The organism is Collinsella sp. AF38-3AC (assembly GCF_003474365.1).
In the GTDB taxonomy this organism is placed as follows: Bacteria; Actinomycetota; Coriobacteriia; order Coriobacteriales; family Coriobacteriaceae; genus Collinsella.
The window spans coordinates 1-25242 of the sequence record NZ_QROM01000001.1 but is presented as its reverse complement, the minus strand read 5'-3'; the positions used below and the strand labels follow the sequence as shown (position 1 = coordinate 25242).

Here is a 25242-nt window from a genome sequence, read left to right as displayed (position 1 = left end):
CTACAGGCGCTCACGAACCGCCTCGACGACGTTGGCCAGATCGACCAGTACCTCGTCATGGCTCTCCATGTCGCGCACCTTGACCTTGCCGGCGGCAAGCTCGTCGCCGCCCAGGACCAGGATGAGCTTGGCGCCCACCTTATCGGCCTGCTTAAACTGGGCCTTGAGCGAACGGCCCTGATAGTCGGCCTCGGTCACGATGCCTGCGGCGCGAAGCTCCTGCGTAATGGCAAAGACGTTCTGGCGCAGCTCCTTGCCGGCGTTGGCGACATAAACACACGGGGCCTCATCGGCACCCAGGTCGCTGCCAAAGGCCTGCAAGGCCAGCAGGGCGCGCTCAAAACCGACGGCGAAGCCGACGCCGGCCGTAGGCTTGCCGCCCTCGAGCTCAACCAGGCCGTCGTAGCGGCCGCCGCCGCCGATGGAGCCGACGCCGGCGCCAGGGGCCTCGACCTCAAAGACGGTACGGGTGTAGTAGTCCAGGCCGCGCACCAAGGTGGGATCCTCGACATACTCGATACCGGCGGCATCCAGATAGCGCTTGACCTGCTCGTAGTGCTCGCGGCACTCGTCGCACAGGTTGTCACCCATCAGCGGGGCCTCGGCCATGATCTCGCGGCAATGGTCGTTCTTGCAGTCGAAGGCACGCAGCGGGTTGAGCTCGGCGCGCTCACGGCACTCATCGCACATCTCGTCGGCGTGATCGAGGATGAACTGCTTAACCTGCTCGCGGTAAGCCGGACGGCACTGGGCGTCACCCATCGAGTTGATGAGCAGACGAAGCTTGGAAAGATCGAAGCCCAGGCGCTTGTAGAACTCCATGAGCATGATGATGCACTCGGCGTCTGCCGCCGGATCGGGAGCGCCGAGCCACTCGATGCCCACCTGGTGGAACTGGCGCAGACGACCCTTCTGGGGACGCTCGCCACGGAACATGGCCTCGGCGTAGTACGCCTTAAACGGCGTGGAGCCCTGGGGCACCAGATTGTTCTCGACGACGGCGCGCACCACGCCGGCCGTGCCCTCGGGGCGAAGTGCCAGGCGCTGCTTGGGCTTGAGTTTGGTGTCGGTGCCCTCGGTAAAGACGCGCTCCAGGTTGGCGCCGCTAAACACGCGGAACATCTCCTTGCGCACGACGTCGGTCGACTGGCCGATACCGTGGACAAACACGTCAACCTGCTCGATCGCGGGCGTCTCGATGGGCTTAAAGCCAAACGGCTCGAACACGCCGGCAGCAATCTGCTGCATCTTTTGCCAGGCGCGCATCTCGGCGCCGATAAGGTCGCGGGTTCCCTCCGCCTTCTGTGCCTGCATGGGCAAACACCTTTCTTTTGTATCGCGTCATAGGTAACGGTCATTATACGGCACAAACGCAAACAGCGACGGCGCGTCTGGCCGAACGAGGGTATGGGGACTCGTTCGGCCAGACGCACCGCCGCTGTTTGCGATCCGCTTTCCTCCGTCCCCTTCGGATCACGTGATCTGTTGGGGACGGAGGAAAACGGATCATTTCGTAGGCCCGTGGCCGCCTTGGAAACCGAATGATGGCACGAGCATCCATTCGGCTTCCAAGGCGGCCACGGACAGAACGGGGCGAACAGAAAAGAGCGACGGACGCCTACTCCCCCGCCACGCTTGCGCGCAGCTTGGCGGCGATGGGCTCCGAGGCCAGCAGGAATACGAGCATGACAACAGAACACACCAGGCACACGATCCAGGCGCTCGCAAAGGAGCCCGTGGCATCGAACAGCACGCCCGAGACGATAGCGCCTACGGTGCCGCCGACCATCTCGAGCGAGGTAATGGTGCCCGTGACCTTGCCGAGGTCGGCCATGCCAAACTGCTTGGACGCGGCGATCGTGGGCGTTGGAGATGGTGTACTGCGCAAGGGAAATGCCCAGGTCGCTGACGATGAGCGGCTGGAACAGGCTCATGCAGTTGACGAAAATTGTGTAGCACGTGGCCATGATCACAAAGCCGGAGGCCACCACGAGCCAGCCGGGGAAGAATTTACGTTGCTGAGACATGGATTACTCCTTGTGGTCCGCAATGTATCCGAGAGCGACGGCGGCATAAGCCGCGGCGCCGAGGGGAAGCTCGGCATCGTTAAAGCGCGCCTTGGGATGATGCTGGGCAAAATGCTCGTCCGTGTCGGTTACGGCCGCGCCCACCGTAAAGTACGCACTTGGGATCTCGCTCGAGATAAGCGCGAAGTCCTCACTCGCCATGGCATGGAACAGCGGCAAGAAGGCGGCCTTGGGCAGCACTGCGCCCACGTAACCAAGCGACGCCTGAGTCATATCGCTGTCGAGTACGAGCGGGGGAACATCCGAGAGTGTCTCGATAGTCGCCGGCGTACGATATGTTGCGGCAACGCCGTTGACGACCTCGGCGATGCGGGTCTTGAGGTGCTCTATGAGCTCAACGTCGAAGCCGCGCAGCGTGCCTTCCAGCACGCAGGTATCTGGGATGACGTTGGCAGCCTGACCGCCGGCGAACTTACCCACGGTAAGTGCGACCTCCTTGGCCGCCGGCACCTCGCGGGAGATAAGCTCCTGGAGCGCCAGGTGCACATGCACGCCCGCCGTGATGGGGTCGATGCAAATCTCGGGGCTCGAGCCGTGACCACCCTTGCCCTGGAGCGTGATGCGAAAACCGTATACACCCGAAAGTGCAGGGCTGCCATAGAGCACCAGGCCAAGCGGCGACTGGCTGTTAACGTGCATGGCAAAGGCCGCCTGAGGACGCGGGTTCTGCAGCAGGCCATCGGCGATGGCAGCGCGAGCGCCCTCAAAGGTCTCCTCGCCCGGCTGGAACAGCAACTTAACCGTGGCGTTGGCATCAACAAGCTCTGCCTCGCGGGCCTTGAGCAGGCGCGCCGCACCAAGCAGCGCCGTCGCGTGCATATCGTGGCCACAAGCGTGCATGCAGCCGTTGGTGGAAGCGAAAGGCTCGCCCGATTCCTCGGCAACGGGCAGGGCATCCATGTCGCCGCGAAGCATGATAACCGTACCGGACTGCCCGTCCGCGCACGCACCATTGCCCTGAGCAGCCGCGGCCGCACCGGCACCGATCAGGCCAACAACACAGGAGCCGTCGACAAGCGTGGTATAGGGAATGTCCATCTCGTCCAGACGTGCCTGGATATAGGCAGACGTCTGCGGAAGATTGTTACCGAGCTCGGGCATCTGATGGAGATCGTGGCGCCATGCGGCAAGCTCACCGGCAAATGCCTGGGCTTCTTTGACCAGGCCATCGTCGATAGCGGTCTGCGCCGCTGTGGTAGCCTGAGGCGCTGGTTGCGGTTGAAGATCGGACAGAGCTGGTGCCATAGATGCCCTCCAGTAACGTTTTTGCAGCACGCACTTTGACAGCATAAAGTGCAAGGCACAACTGTAAGGGCATGACACAAAAAATGCCGCCCTGGAAGGGCGGCGCAACAAGTTGTTTACAATTGCGGGCGAGATTTTCGGCGCAAGAAATCGAAATGCGTCTCGCTCAAGATAATCGACAAAAAGATGAGCGCAAAGCCGGCAAGCAGGCGCGAGGTGAGCGCCTCCCCCATCAGCAGCACCGAGAACAGCACGCCCGAGGGGGACTCCATCGAAAGAAGCAGCGAGCCCGTCGAGGCGGGGACATGCGCCAGACCGACGTTTTGGACGAGCAGGGCCACGCACGTACAACCCACCGAGAGAAAGGCCACCACGCCGATAAAGCTCGGCGTCCACACGGACAGAGGCGCCTGAGTCTCGAATAGTAGCGACGTGATTAAGCTCAAAACGCCATTGCCCACAAACATCCAAAACGTGATGACGTTGATATCCATCTTGCGGCCATACTTGGCGGTCACCGCCATCTGGATAGCAAAGAAGACCGCGCCGCCCAACGTGATGACATCTCCGGCATTGAACTCGACGCTATCGAGTGCCACCAGGCCAATGCCCGCCAGGCACAGCAATGCGGCGCCCAAGTTGTAACGGGTAAGCTTTTCTCCGCCCAGGACATAGCTCGCAAACGGCACGAGGATGCAATAGGTACCCGTCAAAAATGCACTCTTGCCCGCCGTGGTCTGTGCCAAGCCAATCGTCTGCAAACCGTACGCGCCCCACATAAGTGCGCCCATACCAAGCCCGACGATAAGGTTGCGAGCATTAAAGTGCGCGATGATTCGTTTGTGGAAAATGGCAAACATAACCAGTGATGCCGGGAGAAAGCGAACGTAGACCAGCTCGAACACCGGAACGGTATCGAGCGCATCTTTCATGGTGGTAAAGGAATAGCCCCAGATGACCGCCACCGAAAACAGCAAGGCCTTCCAGAAGAACGGAGAACGCGCTCCGGCGCCACGGGAGGTGCCGCCGGCGCCCAGGTCCTCCCGTGCGACAGGGCTATCGGGCATGTTTTCGATTTCATCAACGGCATTCTGGGCCATAGGGCATCCTCGCGCTCAGTCTGGGCGTGGTGTCCGCACGCGCGTGACCGCGTGCCGCCTCATGGTCAAATAAAAACAGGGCGCACCGGACCCCCGGTACGCCCCGCTACTGTAGCAACAACCAGTGCCGCATCGCAATCCAGCCCACTAAAGCGTTTTGTTCCGCCGTTCTACCGAACGGCGGACCGGCCGACGCTGCGCGAGCCGCATTCACGCCAATCTGACGTTCCATTTCAAGGGCGCGACCAGAAGGTCAGCGCCCTTTCATTTCACGTCACCTTGGCGCAAATGCGGCTCGCTCGCTGGCATTAGCGCTGCATCGGCGTTAACGTTGCTGTACTAGATAAGCTTTGTTGATTCCAGCTTTTCGATGATCCAGTCGTTGGCTTTGATGACCGGGCGACGGAAGACGACGCCCAGTGCCAGCGACGGAATCAGATAGCTCGCCAGAATGCCTAGCTCAATCCAGTACTCCATATGGTAGGCACCGGCCATGGCGGCATGCATGGCGTTGATGCCGTGAGTAAACGGCAGGAACGGATAGATCGCCTGGAACACGGGACCGGTCATCTCGATGGGGAACGTGCCGCCCGAACCGCCGACCTGCATGACCAGCAGCACGACGGCGAGCGCCTTGCCGATATCGCCAAACGAAACCGTAAGCGTGTAGACGATATTGGAGAACACGAGACTCGCGACCCAGCCCGCCAGCACAAACTGCAGTGGGTTGTCGCACTGGATGCCAAAGAACAGAATGTCGCCCGAGCACACGAGCGTTGCCTGCAGCAGGGCCAGACCGCCAAAGAACAGGTAACGACCCAGGTAGATCTCGTGCAGGCGCACGGGGATCAGCTCGTTGATGAGTTCATCGTCAACCGACACCTTCATCATGGCTGCCAGCACGATCGAGCCCACCCACAGCGACAGGATCGTATAGAACGGCGCCATGGCCGAACCGTAATTTCGGATCGGATAGACCGGCTTGCGGTCGAGCGCGACGGGGCCTGAAAGCGACACAGCCAAACCCTCGGGATCGTTGCCAATCATCGTCTTGATCGTGGCCAGATCGTCCGACATCAGGGCGCCATCGAGCTCGTCCTTAAAGGCGCTGATCTTATCGGACGCTTCACCTAGCTGATCGGAAGCCTTGTTGACCAGCTTGGCAGCCTTGGAGAGGCCCTTCGCCAACGAGCCGGATGCATCAGTGAGGCCGCTCACGGCACTATCCAGATTGCTCGAAATACCGTTCAGCGAATCCAAAACGCCCGAGATGGTCTTCTTGAGCTCCTTTGCCTTGACCGAGAATGTGGAGTCGTAATCGATCTTGGCACCCGAGACACCCGCCTTGGCGTCGGCGATCGCCTGGTCGGTTTCGGCGCGGACATCGTTAACCTTTGCCATGCTGTCCGAGAGAGACGTTGCGATGCCCGTCAGCTCCTTGGCATTGTTGCGGTACTCAGTCGCGGTTTTGCCAAGCTCAGCAGCCGCGTCCTCAAGCCCTGCCTTGAGCTTTTCGTTACTCACCTGGCCAGCAAGACTACGGAGCTTATCCGCCGCGGCATCAATCTCGTCGGCACGCGCATTGAGTGACGCGGCACCATCGTTGAGCTGTGACACCGTCAGATCGACATGCTGGTTCGCGGCGTCAAAGGCCTTTGCGAGCTCGGTGGACACGTTGTCGAACGACCCGGCACTTCCATCAATCGCCGCATCGATGGCATCGCTAGCTGCCTTGAGCGCCTGCTCGGAATCAGCAATACCGCTCTCGGCATGCTCCATCAGCTGCTTCACCGACTGCTCGGTAGTTCCGGTCTGCTTGAGCAGGCCGCCCGCCGACGTCAGCGAATCGGACGTGGAGCTCAAGATGCCCGCAAGCGAAGTCGCTCTGGCCTTGATGTCTTGCAGGTCCTCGACCGAATCACCCAGCGTCGAGGACAGGTTGGCGATAAAGTTGCTCACTTGGTCGGTGCTCATGTAATCGAGCAGGCTGGACACCGTCTTAAGGCCGATTGTCGTGATGGTCTTGGTAAAGGTCTCGTTGACCTGGCTCTGGACGGCGCTCGAGCCCTTCTCGGTCACGATCTGGGCGATGGCGTTGGCCTTCTGGTTCTCATAGAACTCGATATCGGCGTGTTTCACGTCGGTCGAGAAGAGCGTCATCATGTCGGAGCTGAAGCTCTTGGGGATTACGACGGCCGCATAGTAAGCGCCCGACTTAACACCGTCAATAGCCTTATCGCGATCGTTGAGCACAATCCAGTCAAAGTTCTCGTTACCACGCAGAGCGGCGGTAACGTTTTCTCCCACGTTGATCTCGACGGGAATCAGATCACTCTCGTAACCCTCATCGGTGTTGACCACAGCGATCTTGAGGTTTCCGGTGTTGCCGTACGGATCCCAGCTGCCGGCGATGTTAAACCATGCGTAGAGGCACGGCACGATGATCAGACCCATCACGACAATCATGCCGATCACGGAGTGAGACACGTTTTGGACGTCGCGCTTAAACAGATGTAGGATGCTCTTCATTTATGCCTCACCTCCTTTTGAGTGCTTGCCAAGCGGGGCGCTATCCTCATTCATCATAAATGTGTCGTCCCCGTTCGCGGGCACATGGTGCATATCGTGGTGAATGGACTGGCCGGCAGCCTGATCCTTGGATTTAGAGCCTCGCCCGCTGGCATTCAGGCCAAACATGCGACGGGCGGCAGGGATCGCCGCTGTGTGCTCGCGCATCTCACGGCGCAGGTCCTCGTCCGAAAGCGCCGAGATGCGCATTTGGGTGTTGAGGCTCGAGCGGATGTACTCGATGTTGATGAGCCAGCCGCAGATGGCGATGACCGAGACAATCCAGATGACCAGCAGGATGATCTTGCCGTTGTTGTCCAGGTCGAGAACCGTCGACAGCACAAAGAGCAGCACCTGCACGCCCACCACGGCGGCAAATCCGCCCTTGATGTAGTACGGGTAACGATGCTCAAAAGCCACTGCATGTTCGAGCAGCTCACGACGGTATGAATCGGAATCGAGCATGACGCGCATTGCTGTACGCAGCGAATAGCGTTGGCGCGGCAGGTCATTGGACTCGCAGATCATAAGGCCTGTCGTGGAAAGCTGCTTGTCAAAGAGCAGGTTGAGGTTGAGCAGCAGCGGACGCAGCTGCAAGCCAATAAAGAGTGCGATGGCAAGGAACACGCCCAAGATGCACAGGTTGAACAGGTAGCTGAACGAGTACATGCCGCCGACGGTCTCGCGCAGCAGATTGATGCCGTAGGTAAAAGGCAGCAGCGGATGCAGCCATTGGAAGAAGCCGGGCATCATCTCGATAGGATACATGCCCGACGAACCGGGAATCTGCACGATAACTAGGATGACGCCAATCGCCTTGCCGATATGTTTAAACGTAGTGGACAGCGCGTAGATGATATTGACGTACGTGAACGAGATAGCGATGCCGCCCAGCACGAACAGCAGCGGGTTGATGCACTGCACGCCAATGACCAGATCACCCACGGTTACGATGATGGCTTGGAACGCGCCCAGGATTACCAGCAGCAGCCAGCGGCCAAAGTAGCCCTGACGCGCGGTAAAGCTGCCGATGCCCTCGCGGTCGACCTCGAGCTTGTAGATGGCGATGAGCACGTAGCCGCCCACCCAAAGCGCCAGATTAGTGTAGAAGGGGGCGATGCCCGAACCAAAGCTCTTGACCGGATAGATCGACTTGGACGTCAACTCAACCGGAGATGCCATAAAGTCGGCAACGTCATTGACATCGACGTTCATCAGCTCGGCCAGCTCGCCCATAGAATCGGAGGTCTGCAGCGCCGCAATATCGTTAGCGGCGGTTGCAAGCTTGTCCTGGACCTTGGCAAGCGAGGTATCGGTCTGCGACAGCGTAGTCTTAGCCTGCTTGAGCGTAGCGTCAAGCTGCGACAGCGTACCGCGCGCATTTGCAATGGTAGGCGTGAGACCAGATACGATTCCCGTCAGATCACCCGAAACAGCAGCAAAGGAATCGAGCGCGCTCGAGGCTTTCGGCAGCGCGTTTTGCCCCAGGTCCGTCTGGGCCTGGCCTATGTTGGCCGTACCGATTTGGATTGCATTGTTGATAGCATCACTGGCGCCCGAAACAGTCGATGCATCATTTGCGATAGCGTTTGATTGCGCGGAGAGACTGTTTTTGACGGCCTGTAGGCTTTCGTTTTGTCCACGAAGTGCATCGATTGTCGACGCGATAAGCGCACTGATTTCCTCCGAGCCCGTCGGCACACTGTCGGCCAGATCCTGCAGACGATCGATAAGCGCCTTGTTATTGTCAATCGTCATCTGAAGCGATTCGAGCGAGTTGTCGATGCGAGTGGTCGTTGACGTCAAGGCGCCCGCCATCTTTCCGATTGCGGTGTTCGCCGATGCCGACGTCTTGGATAGGGCAAGGCTGCCTTCCGAGAGCGCCTTGGAGAGCGAGGTAATAGACTTGCCCGCCGTGGTGCGCGCTTCGCCCAACAGGCCATTGCCCTGGGAGATCGCCTGCGTCAGCGACGGTGTCTGACCCTGCAAGCCGGCAAGTGCCGCGTCTGCCGAGGCGATGGCGCCGCTCGTCTTATCGATGGCGGCATTCATGTCGCCAATCGAATCGCGCACCTCGCTCAAGGTATCGGATGCCTCGGACACCGAGGCTGCCAGCGAATCCTGCGTCTGGGTTGCCTTGTCCTTAAAGTCGATACCTGCATCTTTCGCGATGCCGGCAACGGTCTCGCCGACCGTGGACACAAATTCGGAGTTGATCTGCTCCTCGATGGTGTTGGCACCAGTATCGGTAACCTTGGGGGCGATGGCGCTCTTCTTCTCATTGACGTAGTACGTCAGCTTGGGCTGATGGTAGTTGCCGTCGAGCATCGAAACCAAATTGTTAGAGAAGTTCTTGGGAATCACGATTGCGGCGTAATACTCACCGCTCTCGACACCTTCCTTGGCATCGGCCGCCGAATCAACGAAGGTCCAGCCCAACCGATTGTTCTCCTTGAGCTGATCGACAACCTTGTCGCCCGCGTTGAGCTCGCCCACCAGATCGTTCTGAGTACCCTGATCGTTGTTGGCGATAGCAATCTTGATGCCCTGGGTGTTTCCGTACGGATCCCAATTGGCCACGATGTTGTACCAGGCATATAGCGAAGGGATAACGCACACGCCCAGGGTAACCACCAAGGCGACGGGGTTCACGAGCAATCGCTTAATGTCGCGCTTAAATATCGCAAAGGAGACCTTTGCGTCGGATAGTTTGCTGCCGAGACTCACGCTTGGACCATCCATCCTGTCGTTGAATCGAATCGTACTATCGATAACCATTGTACGTAGGCGTTTTAGCACCTCGAGGCACAATGGTATTGGGTTTTGCGGGTAGCAATATACTACGAAGATGAGTTAACGTACAGTTGTACAGTATCTTTTATTTCAGCAGGTCACAAAACCACAACCCGCACAAATTAGCAGTCCGAATAGTCATTGGGGACGTTCTTAAACGACTAGTCAAACAAGAACGTCCCCAACGACTACTTTGGACCATTACGGCGCCGCAGGTAGAGGACGGACAGAGCGAGCGGGCCGCATTTGAGGCAAGGTGACGTGAAACGAAAGGGCGCTGACCTTCTGGTCGCGCCCTTGAAGTTGAACGTCAGATTGTCCAAATGCGGCCCGCGCAGCGTCGAGCCGTTACGCCGTTCGGTAGAACGGCGTAACTAAGTTACATCAGGTCGCAGACAGCTGCGGCGAAGGCCACGGGGTCCTCGGGCAGAATGCCCTCGACCAGCAGGGCCTGATCGTAGAGCAGACCGGAGTACTGCTTGATCTTGTCGGCATCGCCTGCCTTCTGAGCAGCAACGAGCTTGACAAAGACCGGGTGCTTGGCGTTGAGCTCGAGCACGCGCTGGCTCTTGGGCATGCCGTCGGGCGCGCCCTCGGGACCCTTCTGGAGCACCTTCTCCATCTCGAGCGAAAGCGGGCCCTCGGTGGTGATGCACGCGGGGGCATCGGTCAGGCGCGCAGAAACGGCAACCTTCTCGACCTTGTCGCCGAGTGCCTCCTTCATAGCGCCAAAGAGGTCCTCGTTCTCCTTGGTAGCGTCCTCGGCCTCCTTCTTCTCATCCTCGGTTGCCAAGTCAAGATCGCCGGTAGCGACGTTCTTGAGCTCCAGGTGACGATCCTCGACCTCGGGCTCGGCACCGTCGGCAACGGCCTTCTCGGCAGCCTCGCGAGCGGCATCGTCCTCATAGATCTTGGGCATATCGCGCGCCACGTACTCACGCATGGCCTGGAACGTGAACTCGTCCACATCCTGCGTCAGCAGCAGCACGTCATAGCCGCGGTCGAGCACGCCCTTTACCACGGGCATCTTGGCCAAGCGCTCACGCGAGTCGCCGGCGGCGTAGTAGATGGCCTTCTGATCCTCGGGCATGCCCTTGGCATACTCGGCCAGGGTAATCATCTTCTGTTCCTTGGCAGACCAGAACAGCAACAGGTCGGCGAGCTCATCGGCCTTCATGCCATAGCTCGAGTAGATGCCGTACTTAAGACCGCGGCCAAAGTTTTCGAAGAACTTCTCGTAGGCCTCGCGGTCGTTGTCGCGCATATCCTCAAGGTCGGCGGTGATCTTCTTCTCGACACGCTTGGCGATGGCCTTGAGTTGACGGTTCTGCTGCAGTGTCTCACGCGAGATGTTAAGCGACACGTCGGCAGAATCCACAACGCCACGGACAAAGTTGTAGTAGTCGGGCAGCAGGTCGTCGCACTTCTCCATAATCAGCACGTTGGAGCTGTAGAGCGCCAGGCCCTTCTCGTAGTCCTTGCTGTACAGATCGAACGGGGCGCGGCCCGGCACAAACAGCAGGGCGTCGTACTCGAGCGTACCCTCGGCATGGAAGCTGATAGTGCGTGCCGGATCGTCAAAGTCGTGGAACGTGGACTTGTAGAACTCGTTGTAATCCTTCTGCTCAACGTCGGAGCTGCGCTTTTTCCAGATCGGCGTCATGGAGTTGACGGTCTCGAGCTCCTGGTAGTCCTCGTACTCGGGCTTATAATCGTCGCCAGCATCCTCGGGCTTGGGCTTCTGGCGGCTCTTGGACACCATCATCTGGATCGGGTAACGCACATAGTTGCTGTACTGCTGAATCAGGCTCTTGAGGCCCCACTCGGTCAGGAAGCGATCGTAGGTCTCGGCCTCGCCGTCGGCGTCGAGCTTCTCGTTCTCGCGCAGCGTCAGGACGACATCGGTACCGTGCTCGGCGCGCTCGCCGTCTTCGATGGTGTAACCCTCAAGACCATCAGACTCCCACACGTGAGCGGTGTCCTCGCCATAGGCGCGGCTGACCACCTTCACATGGCTGGCAACCATAAAGGCAGAGTAGAAGCCCACGCCAAACTGGCCGATGATATCGACATCCGAACCCTGCTGCTCGGCGTTCTCGGTCTTAAACTCCTCGGAGCCGGAATGGGCGATGGTGCCCAGATTGCGCTCGAGCTCCTCGGCGGTCATGCCAATGCCGTTATCCGAGATGGTAATGGTGCGGGCATCTTTATCAAAGGAGACGCGAATAGCCAAGTCGCCCTGGTCGAGCTTGACGCTCGGATCCTGCAGGCTCTTAAAGTTGAGCTTGTCAACGGCGTCGCTCGCGTTAGAGATAAGCTCGCGCAGGAAGATTTCCTTATTGGTGTAGATGGAGTTGATCATGAGGTCGAGCAGTTTTTTGCTCTCGGTCTTAAATTGACGCATGTGCAGTCCTTTCGCGCTACCCCCGTCCGCAAAAACGGCCCGGTTGCCCGAGCCGCATCGCAGACCTGCTATGTTCAGACTTAGATTTTATAACCCATTAGCGCGCATATATACACACGGTATCGAAAAACTGTATGTCCAAACGCTCCGATGCGCCAATTGCCAAGGAGTGTCCCCAACTGCCGACAGAAAAGGAACGTCCCTATCTGCCGCCCTCAACCCGTTTGGCCATCCAGGCATGGGGCTGGCCCTCGTCTTCGTAGTCTACCGGGGCAATTTGCGTGTAGCCCGCCTTGGCATAGAGCGGCAGCACGTATTCCTGCGCATGCAGCTTAATAAGCTTAGCGCCGGCATCGCGTGCACACGCACCACTGGCCTCAACGATCGCACTCGCCAGTCCACGACGACGCATAGCCGGCAGCACGGCCACGCGCCCCATAATGTAGGTCTCCCCCGCCGCGGCGCCTTCGTCCAAGTCGCACGTCGGCGACACCGGAGCCTCTGCGTCAGTCGCGCGCTCAAGCTCTTCGGGAAACACGCGCGAGCAACCGGCAAGCTCGCCGTCTACATAGAGCGTCACATGAATGCAGTTCGGATCCTCGTCGATAGCGTCGAACTCATTCTCGTAGCCCTGCTCGTCCATAAAAACGACGCGGCGCACCAGCGCCGCGTCCTCAAAGCATCCCGTCTTAAGTTGGATATCCATGACAGCCCCCTTCATTCAGCACGAACGTTAGGGACAGATTTTAGCGAAAATGAGCTCCGCGCACGCTAAACTTCGCGCGAGCCTTCGCCAGGCAGTCGTAATGACCCACGTTATGGGCATCGCTCGCGATGAAGCTGTACAGGTTCTGATCGAACAGGCGCTGGGCCGGCTTTTTCTCGCGACCAAAGCGACCACCGGCAATAAAGTCCGCCGAAGCCTGCAGCTTGCAGCCCATATCGACTAGGCGCTCGGCAATGCCCACGTCCTTTTGAATAGCGCGATAACGCTCGGGGTGGGCAATAATCACTTGGTAACCGCGGCACTGCAGGTCGTAAATCGTGTTCTCGTATTCCTCAAAGTCATACGAATCGGCACGTGTCGAGAGCTCAAGCAAAAACTCATTCGACCCATCAAAGTGCAGGCGATCGGACCATTCGATGCCTAAATCCATAAGCTTGGCGTGGTTGACCTCAAAGCCCATCTGGAGCTGCATATCGCCCGCATGGGCACACAGCAACCGATAGGCCTCCCACATGTTGGCGTAGTCAAAGTATGGGTCCCGGCAGTGCGGCGTGCACACCATGTGTGTTACGCCGACGGCGCGGGCCGCCTCGAGCATCGCCAAGCTTTGCTCCAGGTTTACCGCGCCGTCATCGACTCCGGGCAGGATATGGCAATGGATGTCTCGCATATCGCCCTCTTATCTGCGTCGTTTCTTATTTCTTAAAGCGTTTCGCCTTCGCAGGGGTGCCCGTTGCAGCCGCGCCGCCGACAGCGGGATTGACCCCCGCCACAGCGTTGTCCTGTCCCTTGCCCCCGCCATAATACGAGTAATAGTAGTCGTGGCTCGAAGTCTCACAGCAGTTCATGACCGTACCGATCACGTTGACCTCGGCATTGTTGAGCTGATCGAAGGCAGCGAGAATCTCATTGCGCTTGGCATAGTCCTGGCGGACGACATAGATGGTGCCGTCGGTGATCGCGGCGACTTCGGCAGCGTCGACAAACGTGCCCACGGGCGGCGTATCAAAGATGACGTACTGGTACTTTTCCTCAAGCGCGGCGACAAGCTTGGCAAAGCGGCGCGAGGCAATGATGTCTGCCGGATTGGGAATGCGCGGCTCGGCGTCGAGGAAGAAGAAGTTAGGCTGACCGGCGTCGATGACGGCCTCATCGATCGACATCTGATCGGAAAGGACAGCGTACAGGCCACCGGCATGACGGAGGCCCAGCAGGTTGGCAAGCGTACGGTGGCGCATGTCGCATTCAACGAGCAGAACGCTCTTGCCGCTGGTTGCGATGGCCTGGGCCAGGTTGAGCGCGATGGTGGACTTGCCCTCGCTGGGAATGGAGGAGGTCACCGTAATGGACTTGATGGGCGTATCGACACTCGCAAAGCGAATGTTGGCGAGCAGCGTCTTGGCTGCATTGTCAAAGGCAAGGGTGTCGTCGGTTTTCTTTTTACTGGCCATGGATTACTTACCGCCCTTCACAACGGGGAAACGGCCGATGACGGGCACGCCGAGCAGCTCGACGGCGTCATCGACAGAACGGACACGCGTGTTGAGCATGTCGAGCAGCACAACAATCGCGACAGCGACAAACAGGCCGGCCAGGGCGGCAACTGCAATGTAGAGCTTGCGGTTGGGGCCGCTGGGCTGGGCGGGAACCTTTGCCTTGTCGATGACGTTGACGGCCTGGGCGGCGTCGACGTCCTGGGCGACGGTAGAAACCGAGTTGGCCATGGCGTTGGCGACGGCGGCGGCGCCATCGGGGCTGGCACCGGTCACAGACAGCGAGATAACACGGGTCGTGGTCTCGCTCGTAACGCTCACCTTATAGTCGGCCAGGCTGGAAAGGCCCAGTTCTTTGGCGGCGCCGCTCTTAACGCTATCGCTATCCAGCAGCGTGGCGATATCGTTGGAAAGCATCTGGCTCGCCGAGAGATCGTTGTAGCTCATCTGACCGCTATCGTCGGTCTTGGCGAGAATGTACATGCTCGTCGTCGCGGTGTAGGTGTTGTCCATCGCAGCGAAGGACACGATGCCCATGGCGATCGCGCAGACCACCGGAAGGGTGATGACCAGCTTGAGGTGCTTCTTCAGCAGCTGGAACAGTTCGAGAAGGGTCATGCAGCTTGCCTTTCATTTCCCCAGTTCGGATTGACAAAACTGTCCGTATGTTATCGCATCTTTTTACCGAGGCCAAACTCTATACATAAGAAACAGGCTCTCCTGTAAAAATGACGGAAACAATCGTAAAATTGCACAACAACGCCGCACCCGAAAGTCCGATGCGGCGTCTACATCATTATCTATGTTGTATCGCTATGCGAATGGCTCGTCCTGCTGTATGGGAAACGTCACCGTAATGGTGGTTCCCACGCCCAACTCGCTCGATAGATCGATCGTGGCGTGATGATACAGGGCCGCATGCTTGACAATGGCAAGCCCCAGACCGGTTCCGCCGCGTGCCTTGGACCTACTCTTGTCCACGCGATAGAACCGCTCAAATACCTTGCCCTGTTCTTCAGGCGCGATACCGATTCCCGTGTCGGCGACCGCGAGGAACGGATGGCCTTCGTCGTTGGTGCCGCACTGCAGCGTAACCGTACCGCCGGGTCGATTGTAGCGGATGGCGTTGCTTGCCAGATTGTAGATGAGCTCGTCAATCAAGCGCGACACGCCTTCGATGACCACAGGCTTGGTCTCATGACTTATCGTCACATTCGCCTGACGGGCGACCTGTTCAAGACGCTGCTCAACCGTGTAGATGGCACGCGAGAGCTCAATAGGCTCCGTGGACCCAATGGGCACCGCCTCGCCCTCAGTTGCACGCTCGGCCTCGTCCAAGTTAGACAGCGTAAGGATATCGTTGACAAGCGCTGCCAAGCGGCCCGCCTCACGATAGATGCGACCGCCAAAGTTGCGCAGGTCATCCTCGCCCTCAACCATGCCGTTTGCGATGAGCTCGGCATAGCCCGAAATCGCCGTAAGCGGCGTCTTGAGCTCATGGGTGATATTCGCCGTGAATTCGCGGCGCATACGGTCGTTGTCCGCTAGCACCGCCATTTGGCGCTTGAGTTCCTGGCGCTGCGACTCGATACGCTCAAGCATGGGGACCATCTCGGCATAGGCGTGCTCATAGCTACGGCGCGGGTGGTCCAAATCCACCTCTTGCAACGGCGCGATGATGGCACGGGACTCGCGGCGCGCCATGAAAAACGAGAGTACCGCACCCGCTGCTGCGATAAGCAGCATCGGCGCCACCATCGACAGCAAAATCGCCGCAACGCCAGGCTGGGCCTGCGCCAAGCGGACAACCTGGCCGTTATCAAGGGCGACGGCGCGATACAGCATAATCTCGTCGAGCGTAGAGCTTGCGCGCTCCGCGGAACCCAAACCACTCTCAAAGGCCTCGATGACCTCGGGGCGATCGCCATGGTTGGGCAGTGTGGAAGGCGATGCCTCGTTGTCGTAGGCAACCGATCCATCCTTGTTAATCAGCGTGATGCGCAAGTCCTCGCGATCGAGGCTACGCAAGAACGGGATGGGCTCCTGCTGCTCGTCGAGGGCGGCAGCAATGAGCTCGGTTTCCTGCGCTAGATTGGCACTCGTGGCATCCGCCAAGGTGTTTTGCACAAAGAACGCACCCAGCACCGTAAACGCCACGATAACCGCCATGGCGCAAACAAAGATCGTCACAAAAACGCGGTGCGACAGCGTTTGTTTTCCCTGGGGGGCGAAGACCACGGGTTACTCCTCCGATGCGGTGGCCGCGGTGTCGTCACCTTCGGCACCATCACCGGCAGAAGGCTCAGCCAAGCGGTAGCCCACGCCGCGCACGGTCTCGATGGCGCTGGCATGCTCGCCCAGTTTTTGGCGAAGCGTCTGCACGTGCACGTCAACGGTGCGCGAACCGCCGTCGAAGTCCCAGCCCCACACGCTCTGCAGCAACGACTCGCGGGTAAAGACCACGCCAGGCTTGCGCATGAGATACTCAAGCAGGTCGAACTCGCGCAGGGTGAGCTTAAGCGGCTCGCCGGCAACAGTCACCTCGCGATGGCTGGGCGAGAGCACGATGTCGCCCACACTGAGCACATCGCTCGCCTGCTTGACCATGCCGCCGCGACGCAGCAGTGCGCGGCAACGGCTCGCAAGCTCCATGAGCGAAAACGGCTTAGTCAGGTAATCGTCGGCACCGCCATCGAGCGCCATCACCTTGTCGAGCTCGGTGTCCTTAGCGGTAAGCATCATGATGGGCACCGTCGCCGTCAGGCGGTCGGCACGCAGGCGACGCATAATTGCCAGGCCATCGGTATCGGGCAGCATGATGTCGAGCAGGACAGCATCGGGCACCCGTCGCGCCACAGCAGCCTTAAACTCGCCATCGCACGAAAAGCCCTCGGCCTCGATCCCCTGCTTGCGCAGCGCATAGACCGTCAAATCCCTGATGTTGTCATCGTCCTCGACGTAATAGATCATGTTGAACCCCTTTGCGGCCGGCATGACCGCATCTTAACCCTAAAGGTACCTTTACGAGATGGTATCAGCCAAAACGTCCCGTCAAATAATCCGCTGTGCGCGGATCGGTCGGATTTTTGAAGAGCTGAGCGGTGGGCGCGTGCTCCACCAGCTCGCCCAGCAAGAAAAACGCGACCGAGTCGGAGATGCGCGCCGCCTGCTGCATATTGTGCGTAACGACCACCAACGTGCAGGTCTCCTTGAGCTCGCAGGCAAGCTGCTCCACCACCAGCGTCGACACGGGATCGAGGGCGCTCGTGGGCTCGTCCATCAGCAAGATGTCGGGTTGCACGGCAAGCGCACGGGCGATGCACAGGCGCTGCTGCTGTCCGCCCGAAAGGCCCAGCCCCGACTCCTTGAGCTTGTCCTTGACCTCATCCCACAGAGCGGCTCGACGAAGAGAATCCTCGACCAGCTCATCCAGCACGGCGCGATCGCGCACGCCCATGCCACGGGGGCCGTACGCGACGTTGTCGTAAATACTCATGGGAAACGGGTTAGGGCGCTGGAACACCATGCCCACGCGCTGGCGCAGACGGCAGATGTCGTAGTCGCCCAGGATATCCTGGCCATCGAGCGCGATCTTGCCCTCGATGCGACAGTCCTTGATGCCGTCGTTCATGCGGTTAAAACAACGTAGCAGCGTCGACTTGCCGCAGCCCGAAGGACCGATAAACGAGGTGATCTGCTTGTCGCGGATCTTGATGGACACGTCCTTGAGTGCGCGGTGGTCGCCATAGAACAAATCGAGGCCCTCGACGTCGATGCGCGTCGGCGAGGCGGCAAGGTCCTGCGCCGTGGGGCGCGTCGCGTCTCCGACTTCGCGCTCGTGCGCAGCCTCGGCTCGCGCTTCCATGAGTTCTTCAAGCTCCGTGGGCTCCACAGCCGCAGCAGCCGTCATACCGCATACCTCCATATCGATATCAATCCAGCAGTATCGATAGTAGGAATCGCGGCTCATACGCACGTGATCGCATTGTCAAGTGTTTGTAAGGGCACGCTGGTTATGCAGCGGGCAGCGCAATGGTAAACACAGTGTGCTCGGGTGTCGATTCGCACGCAATGGTGCCGCTGTGCGCCGCAACGATCTCCTTGGCGATGGCAAGGCCAAGCCCGGCGCCGCCGCGATTGGTCGCGCGCGCCGCATCCAGGCGATAGAACTTCTCAAAGATCACCTTGAGCTTAGCCGCCGGAACCGGATCACCCTGATTGATAAAGCGAATTCGCACGCCACCGTCATCTTGGTGCCCAGCCTCAATCGTAATGGTCGATCCTTCGTAGCTATAGGCGATGGCGTTTTTCATGATGTTGTTGAACACGCGAGCCATCTTGTCGCCATCTACGAGCACCGTCAGGTCCTCACGCACATCAACTTGGACATCTTTGTGCTGCTCGTTGAGAATGGGATAGAACTCATCGGCCACCTGTGCCAGCAGCAATCCCAGGTCGACGTAGCCGCGCGTGAGCACAATATCGTGGAAGTTAAAGCGCGTGATATCAAAGAACTCCTCAATAAGCGCGTCGAGTCGGTGCGCCTTGTCGAGCGCCACGCCCGTAAAGTGCGCGCGCTGCTCAACCGGCAGGTCGGGCGCCTCCTGCAACAGCGAGAGGTAGCCCACCACGCTGGCAAGCGGCGTGCGCAAGTCATGCGCCAAGTATGTGACCAAGTCGTCCTTGCGATGCGACTCGTCGCGTAGGGCTTGCTGCACCTTACGCTCGCGATCGCGCGCGCGGTTGAGCGCACCCTCGACCTCCAGGAAGTCTCCGTCGATGTTGTCCCATGTGTCGGGGTTATCGATCAGACGGTCCTGAATGCGGGCGGCAATCACGCGGTCTGCGTGCAGCTCGCCCTGCTCGTAACCCTGGTAGTACAGGGCGCGTCCGCAGAAGAACAGGACGCACACGGCAAGCGCCAGCACAAATCCAAGCATGTTGAACACAAAGCCGGCGTCAAAGAATACGGGCTCGCCAATACCGCCAAGCGCCATGGACCCGATCGCCAACGTAATTGTCCACGCGGCGCCGCCGATCACCACACAGCGGCGAACGATTTCGAATCGATCAATCAGCAAAATGCCAATGAGTAGAACTGCCAGGATGCCAACGATATTGTCAATGCCGATGAGCAGCAGACTCAGCAAAAAGAGCAGCACCGTCGCTAACGCACGGTTGTCAACGACCGCCCTTACGTATTCAAAGAGTCGATCGGGCACCTCGAATGCCCGCCTATCGTCTTTTGTCATATCTACTCCCCCACCATCAAAGGCGTTATTCGATTATGTAGCCGACGCCCCAGACGTTTTTGATAAAGCGCGGCTTCTGGGCATCGTCGCCAATCTTTTCGCGCAGATGACGAATGTGCACCATCACCGTATTGTTGGAGCCGGGCATAAAGTCCTCGTTCCACACCGCGCGGAACAGGTCCTCCACGGGCACTACGCTGCCGCGATGCTCGGCCAGATACAGCAAGATGGAATACTCGATGGGCGTGAGGCGCACCGGCGCACCGTCCACCGTCACGGAGCGAGCGTCACGGTTGATCTCGAGGCCGTCGAGCTGGAGGGTCGGCAACTCGGTCGCCTGCGCGCGGCTGCCGTAGCTGGTATAGCGACGCAACTGAGCATGAACGCGCGCGATGAGCTCCAGCGGGCGGAACGGCTTGACCACGTAATCGTCCGCGCCAAGCGAAAGGCCTTCGATCTTATCCTGCTGGGCATCGCGTGCCGTCAACATAATTACGGGATAGGTATGGCTGACACGGATGGTACGCAGCAGCTCAAAGCCATCGATGTCGGGCAGCATGACATCGAGCAGTGCCAGGTCAAACTTTTGTTCCAGAATTGCCTTGGCCGCATCGGCCCCGCTGTAGGCGATCTGGACGTCAAAGCCCTCTTTTGTAAGGTAGATACCAACCAGGTCGGCGATGGCCTTCTCGTCATCAACTACCAGTATGCGCTCGTTCATGCGTGCTCCTCTCGCGCTCCATTATGCCCGAGGCGGCGCCCGCCACACACAACAAGCGTGGGCGATTAAGTCGACCTTAAGCACCCTTGCGCCCATTCGAGCACGAATGCGGGCCATGCGCGCACGCAACGATCGTCGTCGCCGGCAAACGATATACTCTAGTGCCAGAAGAGACCATCCCGTCGAAAGCGAAATCTGTGAAGTCCCTCACCTCTTTTGCAAAACGCTCCGCCCAGCTTGCCGCCGGCTTTGCCTGCGCCATCGCCCTTGTTGCCGGCGCGCCCGCTGTTGCCGGCGCCCAAGTGCTCACGACCGACGACGTCTGCGGCAAGACCGCCGACGTCCGCGGCATCACGACAGAAAACCTGCCCGATATCGAGGCAACCAATGCCCTTGTTATGGGCAAGGACGGCACCGTCTACTATGGACGCGGCGCCGATGAGCAGGTCAAGATTGCCTCGATCACCAAGGTCATGACCGCAATCCTGACCGTCGAAAACTGCAAGATGGACGAGAAGGTCACGGTGAGCAACGCTGCCGCCACCGTAGGCAACTCGACTGCCGGCCTGCTCGAAGGCGACGAGCTCACCGTGGAGCAGGCACTACGCGGCCTGATGACCCCCTCGGGCAACGACGCCGCCATCGTGCTTGCCGAGTACGTGGGCAAAAAGATCGACCCCAAGACCAAAGACGCCGAGGCAACCTTTGTGAAGGCCATGAACGAGCGCGCCAAAAAGCTCGGCTGCACCGGCACGCTTTTTGAAAACCCGCATGGTCTGGACTTTGATGAGTGGGCCGGCGACATGCACTCAACCGCACACGACGTGGCACTGATGATGCAGGAGGCCATGAAAGACGATACGATTCGTGAAGTCGTCGCGAGCGAGGATTCTTGGATTGAGGTCACGGGCGCCGATGGCTCAGACCATTCGCATTCCATGGACACGCACAACGTTTTGCTCGGTCAGGACGGAAACATTGGTGGCAAGACCGGCACCACCGACGACGCGGGCTATTGCTTTACGAGCGCCTACAACCGCGACGGCGACGAGATCTACACTGTTATTTTGAACTCCACCACCACCGACCAGCGCTTTACCGATACCGCCACCCTTGCCAACTGGTACTACGGCCACAAGGTCACGGTCGCGATCGCCAACACGCAGGAGAAGACCGCCAACGGCAACCCGCTCATGGCGCGCATTAGCCAGACAGATTGGACGGACAAGACGATCGACGCCACGCTCGCCGATCCTACGGCGCAAGCGACCGTGTTTTCCCTTGCCGGCGAGGTGACCGAAAAGGTTAGCTACGACGATCTTTCGGGCACGGTGCATGTGGGCGACAAGGTGGGCAGCATTACGCTCAAGCAGGACGGTACCAAGATCGCCGTCATGGATTTGGTTGCCGACGAGGAAGGCTCGGGGCCGAATCCCATTGAGTGGCTACTCGTGAAGCTCGACCGCCTGGGCCGTCGCATCGACAACCGCCCACTCATGGCAGAAAGCGAGACCGTCGCCAAGGCGCCCGAGGTGTAGGGCGCAAAAAATAATAAGCCCATTAAAAGGAGGCGTCCGAAAGGATGCCTCTTTTTTTGAGGGTTCGAATCCCCAGCCGCCATTCTTGATAATAAAAAAGGGCCCCAAATGGGACCCTTCTTTCAATTCATACTGGCGGAGAGCTGGGGATGTCCGGGCATGCTGCGCATGCCCTCCGGCTTCAAAGCCTGGCGGCTTTTCGCCCACGGGCTACAAACGCTTTCGCGTTTGCTTAACGCCCGTGCCCTCTCGGGTTCGAATCCCCAGCTAACGTGGTTCAACTAAAAAAGGGCCCCTTTCGGAACCCTTCTTTAAAGTCTTACTGGCGGAGAGCTGGGGATTCGAACCCCAGATGCCCTTTTGGGGCATACTCGCTTAGCAGGCGAGCACCTTCGGCCTCTCGGTCAGCTCTCCGTAACAGCCGTTCTATAGTAACCAAACAGCCGAAGTTGGGCAAGAGGAAATTTTCTAATTGCCTAGCAGCCTTTCCTCCTTGAAAGCTTCGCCTACCCCAGCGAGCGGTTGAGGGAGCCGAGCTCGTCGTTGCCCATGGTGCGCCACATTTGGAAGATACAACCGCGTGCCAGGAAAAAGAAACCGTTGTCGACCAGTTGCACGGCGGCATCTGCAAGCTGATTCGTCACGGCGGACACTGGCGGCAGCTCGAGTCCAGCCTTGCGGATGGTCTCGACCGCTTCCTCGAACGTCGGAGGCTCGCTGACGCCCATCTCGTTCATAAGGCCCTGCATTTCTTCCAGCGCGCTGCTGCCCGACTCCTCGCCGCGCGGCACCAGGCGGTAGCACGCCAACGCGAGCTCGAGCTGGTCGCAGTTCCAATAGGCAAACGCCAGGCGATAAAACAGGTAACCGATTGAAGTACGGTCGCTTGCAATGCGCAGGCCATGGCGCGCTACCTCGATAATCTCGTCAAAGCGCTCCAGACGTGCCAACACGTTGATGAGCGCGAAGTGAGACTGCATGGACGAACGCGCCAGATCGTAAAGATGGCGCACCTCGGGCAGTGCTCGTTCAAAGTCCTCTTGCTCGGCGTAAAAGCTGCAGATCTCGTGCTGGGCAAAGTACAGCGCATCGGGCGCACGAAGGATTCGCACAGAGCGGTCTTCTTCCAACACCGGTAGCACCATGCGCACCAGCTGGTTATCACAAAACTGCGTTTGAACCGGACCTGTCGCCAAAAGCTCGGCGACGGCGCACTTAGCCTCCAACTCCTCGACAAGACGGGAAAAACCTTCAAAAGCACCTGTACGGTCGACTTTTGCCTGCTCGCGCAATTCAACAACACGGGCCACGTATGGGTCATCGTCCTCTTCCATGACCTCCAACTCGTCAGCCTTATCGGCAAGCAGCAGATCGCGCAGCGCCGGCGGCAGCGTGCGATGGTCATCACGCGGACGAGCATGAACCTCCGCAGGTTCAATCGTCTCCGGAGCAGTTGACTCATACGCCTCAAGCACACGCTTGCACGGCATATCGTCCATGTCCATGCTCTCAAGATCCTTGGCGACAGGCACGCAATCGGCCAGATAGGCCGCGCGCCCAAAGAAATACGTTGCGACAACGCGCTCGCCCTGCTCACTGTCGGGAGCAGCAATCTGCACATAGCAGCGCGTGATGCAGGTGCCCGCGGCAAAACACGCCGCCGCAAGCGTGAGCGCCACGCGCGCATCGTGCTCCGCAGCCCAGATCGCACGCGTGTCCTCTTCCAGCTCGCGCCAGGCGTCATCTTGAGCGTCGTATTCACGTTGCGGCATGGCATCCACGACAGAGTGCCCAAACCGAACGAGCATAATCCCCTCGGCAACGTTTGCCCGATAGGTATAGTCGAGCCGTGTGACCACGTTGAGCGCTTCTACGATACGTGCAAAGCGGGTGCGAACGTCCCACTCACCGCCCGGCTGGCAAGCCACCGTACCCGGTTTGCCCCACGGGTTATCGCTTGAGGCCGTATCGAGCAGTCGGGGAACATCGTTGGTCGTCTTGGCGATATGCCACGCATCAAAGAGCGCGCAGCCCTCAAGGCTCGGCGAGGATGCCGCGGGGACCAATCCGGCCCCGATGCGCTCAAGGATGCCGGAGAGGCGGTTGAGACGGCACTCGACGGCAAGCAACATGTCAATCTCGTCCTGGTCCAGCAAGTTGCGATCAAAATTGAGATAGAACAGCTTTGACCGGTCGATGCGCGCTAGGCTCATTTCGGACTTGGCGGCAATGGTGCGTAGACGGGGCAAGTCGACCTCGCTCATAAGGGCGGCGGCATAACGCTCGATACCGCTCGGATTCTCGGCATGGTCAACGCGGTAAAGCAGCGTCTCGATAGCATCGGGGAGCGGTGCCGTGTTAAAGCCCAAAAACACCTCGACCGGCTCGGGTAACTTTACGAGCTTGATCTTGTCGACAACGTTTTGCATGTCATCATCGAGACCGTCGACGCCCGCCGTGTTCGCAATAGCGCTTTCGGAGTTGGCAAATATCACGTAGCGCAAGAACATCGAGGCCATGAACTCGCCGTAAGGAAGAGCGCGGGTCGAATTCCACGTCTCGCGGTCGGACTGCTCGCGCATGGGGCCTTCGGGAGATCCGGCAGTTCGCGCGCACGCGCGCATGGCGCCGTTGGCAGCCCTCACCATAATCTCGCCAATACTGGAATCGGACTCGTCAAGGACCAGTTCCATGTCGGGATCGTTGGGCAGCGGAGCCTCGCTAACGGGGCGGTCCACCTTGTACACCTCACCCGAAACGCTTACGTAGCCCAAAAGCGACACATGACTTTTGCCAACGAATTCGACGACATAACAAGATTCATGTTGATCCTCGCCAAAGAGTTTCCAGACCACGCCATATGAGCGTCCCGCAGGCTGCTCGGGCATCGCCGGAAAGCGCTTCTTGGGATCGAGAAACCTGAGCTTGTATGTCGGACGCTCTGCCACGAAATATCACCCTGATCGGTCGCTTGAGAAGGAGTGGTCGCGAATAAGTCGCGACATCTACTCGGAATCTTACACGAGTCGACAGGAAATCGTCCCTTTGGACGAAAGCACTCAAGCTGGCGCAAAAGAAAAGCCCCCGTTGCCGGGAGCTTTAATCTCAAATGGTGCGGCGTATAGGATTCCGCGCATCCGCTGCGCGGATCCGCCCCGGCTTCGCCCGCCTGCCGGCGGACTCGCCCGCTCGCTAAAAACGCTCCGCGTTTTCTTTACGCCCGCGCCTCGACCGAGGTTCGAATCCATGCGGTGTTTACGTAAAAGAAAAGCCCCCGTTGCCGGGAGCTTTAATCTCAAATGGTGCGGCGTATA

18 protein-coding genes and 1 tRNA gene are annotated in these 25242 nt (G+C 59.1%); 1 reads left to right on the top strand and 18 read right to left on the bottom strand.

Annotated features, from left to right (window positions below; all coding sequences use genetic code 11):
- From hisS to DW029_RS00020, 16 genes are all read right to left on the bottom strand, one after another.
- Complete coding sequence (gene hisS, locus DW029_RS00095) at positions 1 to 1314, bottom strand: histidine--tRNA ligase (RefSeq protein WP_117743175.1); 1314 nt, start codon at positions 1312 to 1314, stop codon at positions 1 to 3.
- Between the two features lie 304 nt (positions 1315 to 1618).
- Complete coding sequence (locus DW029_RS00090; RefSeq protein ID WP_118344959.1) at positions 1619 to 1834, bottom strand: hypothetical protein; 216 nt, start codon at positions 1832 to 1834, stop codon at positions 1619 to 1621.
- 196 nt (positions 1835 to 2030) lie between these two features.
- Positions 2031 to 3332: a M20 family metallopeptidase gene (locus DW029_RS00085; RefSeq protein ID WP_199568406.1), complete on the bottom strand. Its 1302-nt coding sequence runs from the start codon at positions 3330 to 3332 to the stop codon at positions 2031 to 2033.
- Positions 3333 to 3448: 116 nt separating this feature from the next.
- Entirely contained in the window at positions 3449 to 4432 is a 984-nt protein-coding gene (locus DW029_RS00080) for a DMT family transporter (RefSeq protein WP_117734685.1), read from the bottom strand.
- Between the two features lie 339 nt (positions 4433 to 4771).
- A complete protein-coding gene (locus tag DW029_RS00075; protein WP_118344958.1) occupies positions 4772 to 6961 on the bottom strand; it encodes a YhgE/Pip domain-containing protein in 2190 nt (729 codons plus the stop codon).
- Positions 6962 to 9727, bottom strand: a complete 2766-nt coding sequence (locus tag DW029_RS00070) for a YhgE/Pip domain-containing protein (RefSeq protein WP_233543746.1) — start codon at positions 9725 to 9727, stop codon at positions 6962 to 6964.
- A gap of 445 nt (positions 9728 to 10172) precedes the next feature.
- A complete protein-coding gene (htpG, locus tag DW029_RS00065; protein WP_118344956.1) occupies positions 10173 to 12197 on the bottom strand; it encodes a molecular chaperone HtpG in 2025 nt (674 codons plus the stop codon).
- A 202-nt stretch (positions 12198 to 12399) separates the two neighbouring features.
- Positions 12400 to 12903 carry a GNAT family N-acetyltransferase gene (locus DW029_RS00060; protein ID WP_117734689.1) on the bottom strand — a complete coding sequence of 168 codons (504 nt, stop codon included), beginning with the start codon at positions 12901 to 12903 and terminating at the stop codon, positions 12400 to 12402.
- Between the two features lie 40 nt (positions 12904 to 12943).
- The gene (locus DW029_RS00055) at positions 12944 to 13594 is read right to left on the bottom strand and encodes a tyrosine-protein phosphatase (RefSeq protein WP_118344955.1); all 651 of its coding nucleotides are present in this window, start codon (positions 13592 to 13594) and stop codon (positions 12944 to 12946) included.
- A 25-nt stretch (positions 13595 to 13619) separates the two neighbouring features.
- Complete coding sequence (locus DW029_RS00050; protein WP_118344954.1) at positions 13620 to 14375, bottom strand: CpsD/CapB family tyrosine-protein kinase; 756 nt, start codon at positions 14373 to 14375, stop codon at positions 13620 to 13622.
- 3 nt (positions 14376 to 14378) lie between these two features.
- Positions 14379 to 15035: a YveK family protein gene (locus DW029_RS00045; RefSeq protein WP_118344953.1), complete on the bottom strand. Its 657-nt coding sequence runs from the start codon at positions 15033 to 15035 to the stop codon at positions 14379 to 14381.
- 195 nt (positions 15036 to 15230) lie between these two features.
- Positions 15231 to 16655 carry a cell wall metabolism sensor histidine kinase WalK gene (locus DW029_RS00040; protein WP_118344952.1) on the bottom strand — a complete coding sequence of 475 codons (1425 nt, stop codon included), beginning with the start codon at positions 16653 to 16655 and terminating at the stop codon, positions 15231 to 15233.
- Between the two features lie 3 nt (positions 16656 to 16658).
- The gene (locus tag DW029_RS00035; protein ID WP_089572665.1) at positions 16659 to 17387 is read right to left on the bottom strand and encodes a response regulator transcription factor; all 729 of its coding nucleotides are present in this window, start codon (positions 17385 to 17387) and stop codon (positions 16659 to 16661) included.
- A gap of 64 nt (positions 17388 to 17451) precedes the next feature.
- Complete coding sequence (gene pstB / locus DW029_RS00030; RefSeq protein WP_117734741.1) at positions 17452 to 18327, bottom strand: phosphate ABC transporter ATP-binding protein PstB; 876 nt, start codon at positions 18325 to 18327, stop codon at positions 17452 to 17454.
- Between the two features lie 103 nt (positions 18328 to 18430).
- A complete protein-coding gene (locus DW029_RS00025) occupies positions 18431 to 19669 on the bottom strand; it encodes a sensor histidine kinase KdpD (protein WP_118344951.1) in 1239 nt (412 codons plus the stop codon).
- 25 nt (positions 19670 to 19694) lie between these two features.
- A complete protein-coding gene (locus tag DW029_RS00020; protein ID WP_117734694.1) occupies positions 19695 to 20390 on the bottom strand; it encodes a response regulator transcription factor in 696 nt (231 codons plus the stop codon).
- 197 nt (positions 20391 to 20587) lie between these two features.
- Here DW029_RS00020 and DW029_RS00015 point away from each other — a divergent pair, with 197 nt between their 5' ends.
- Positions 20588 to 21928, top strand: coding sequence for a D-alanyl-D-alanine carboxypeptidase family protein (locus tag DW029_RS00015; RefSeq protein WP_118344950.1), 1341 nt, complete (start codon positions 20588 to 20590; stop codon positions 21926 to 21928).
- 323 nt (positions 21929 to 22251) lie between these two features.
- On the opposite strand, the gene DW029_RS00010 is transcribed toward DW029_RS00015, so the two are convergent.
- Both DW029_RS00010 and DW029_RS00005 read right to left on the bottom strand, forming a co-directional pair.
- Positions 22252 to 22342 (bottom strand) — tRNA-Ser (locus tag DW029_RS00010).
- A gap of 92 nt (positions 22343 to 22434) precedes the next feature.
- Positions 22435 to 24876 (bottom strand): lipopolysaccharide assembly protein LapB, encoded by a 2442-nt coding sequence (locus DW029_RS00005; RefSeq protein ID WP_118344949.1) that lies wholly within the window; start codon positions 24874 to 24876, stop codon positions 22435 to 22437.
- Between the last annotated feature and the right edge of the window lie 366 nt (positions 24877 to 25242).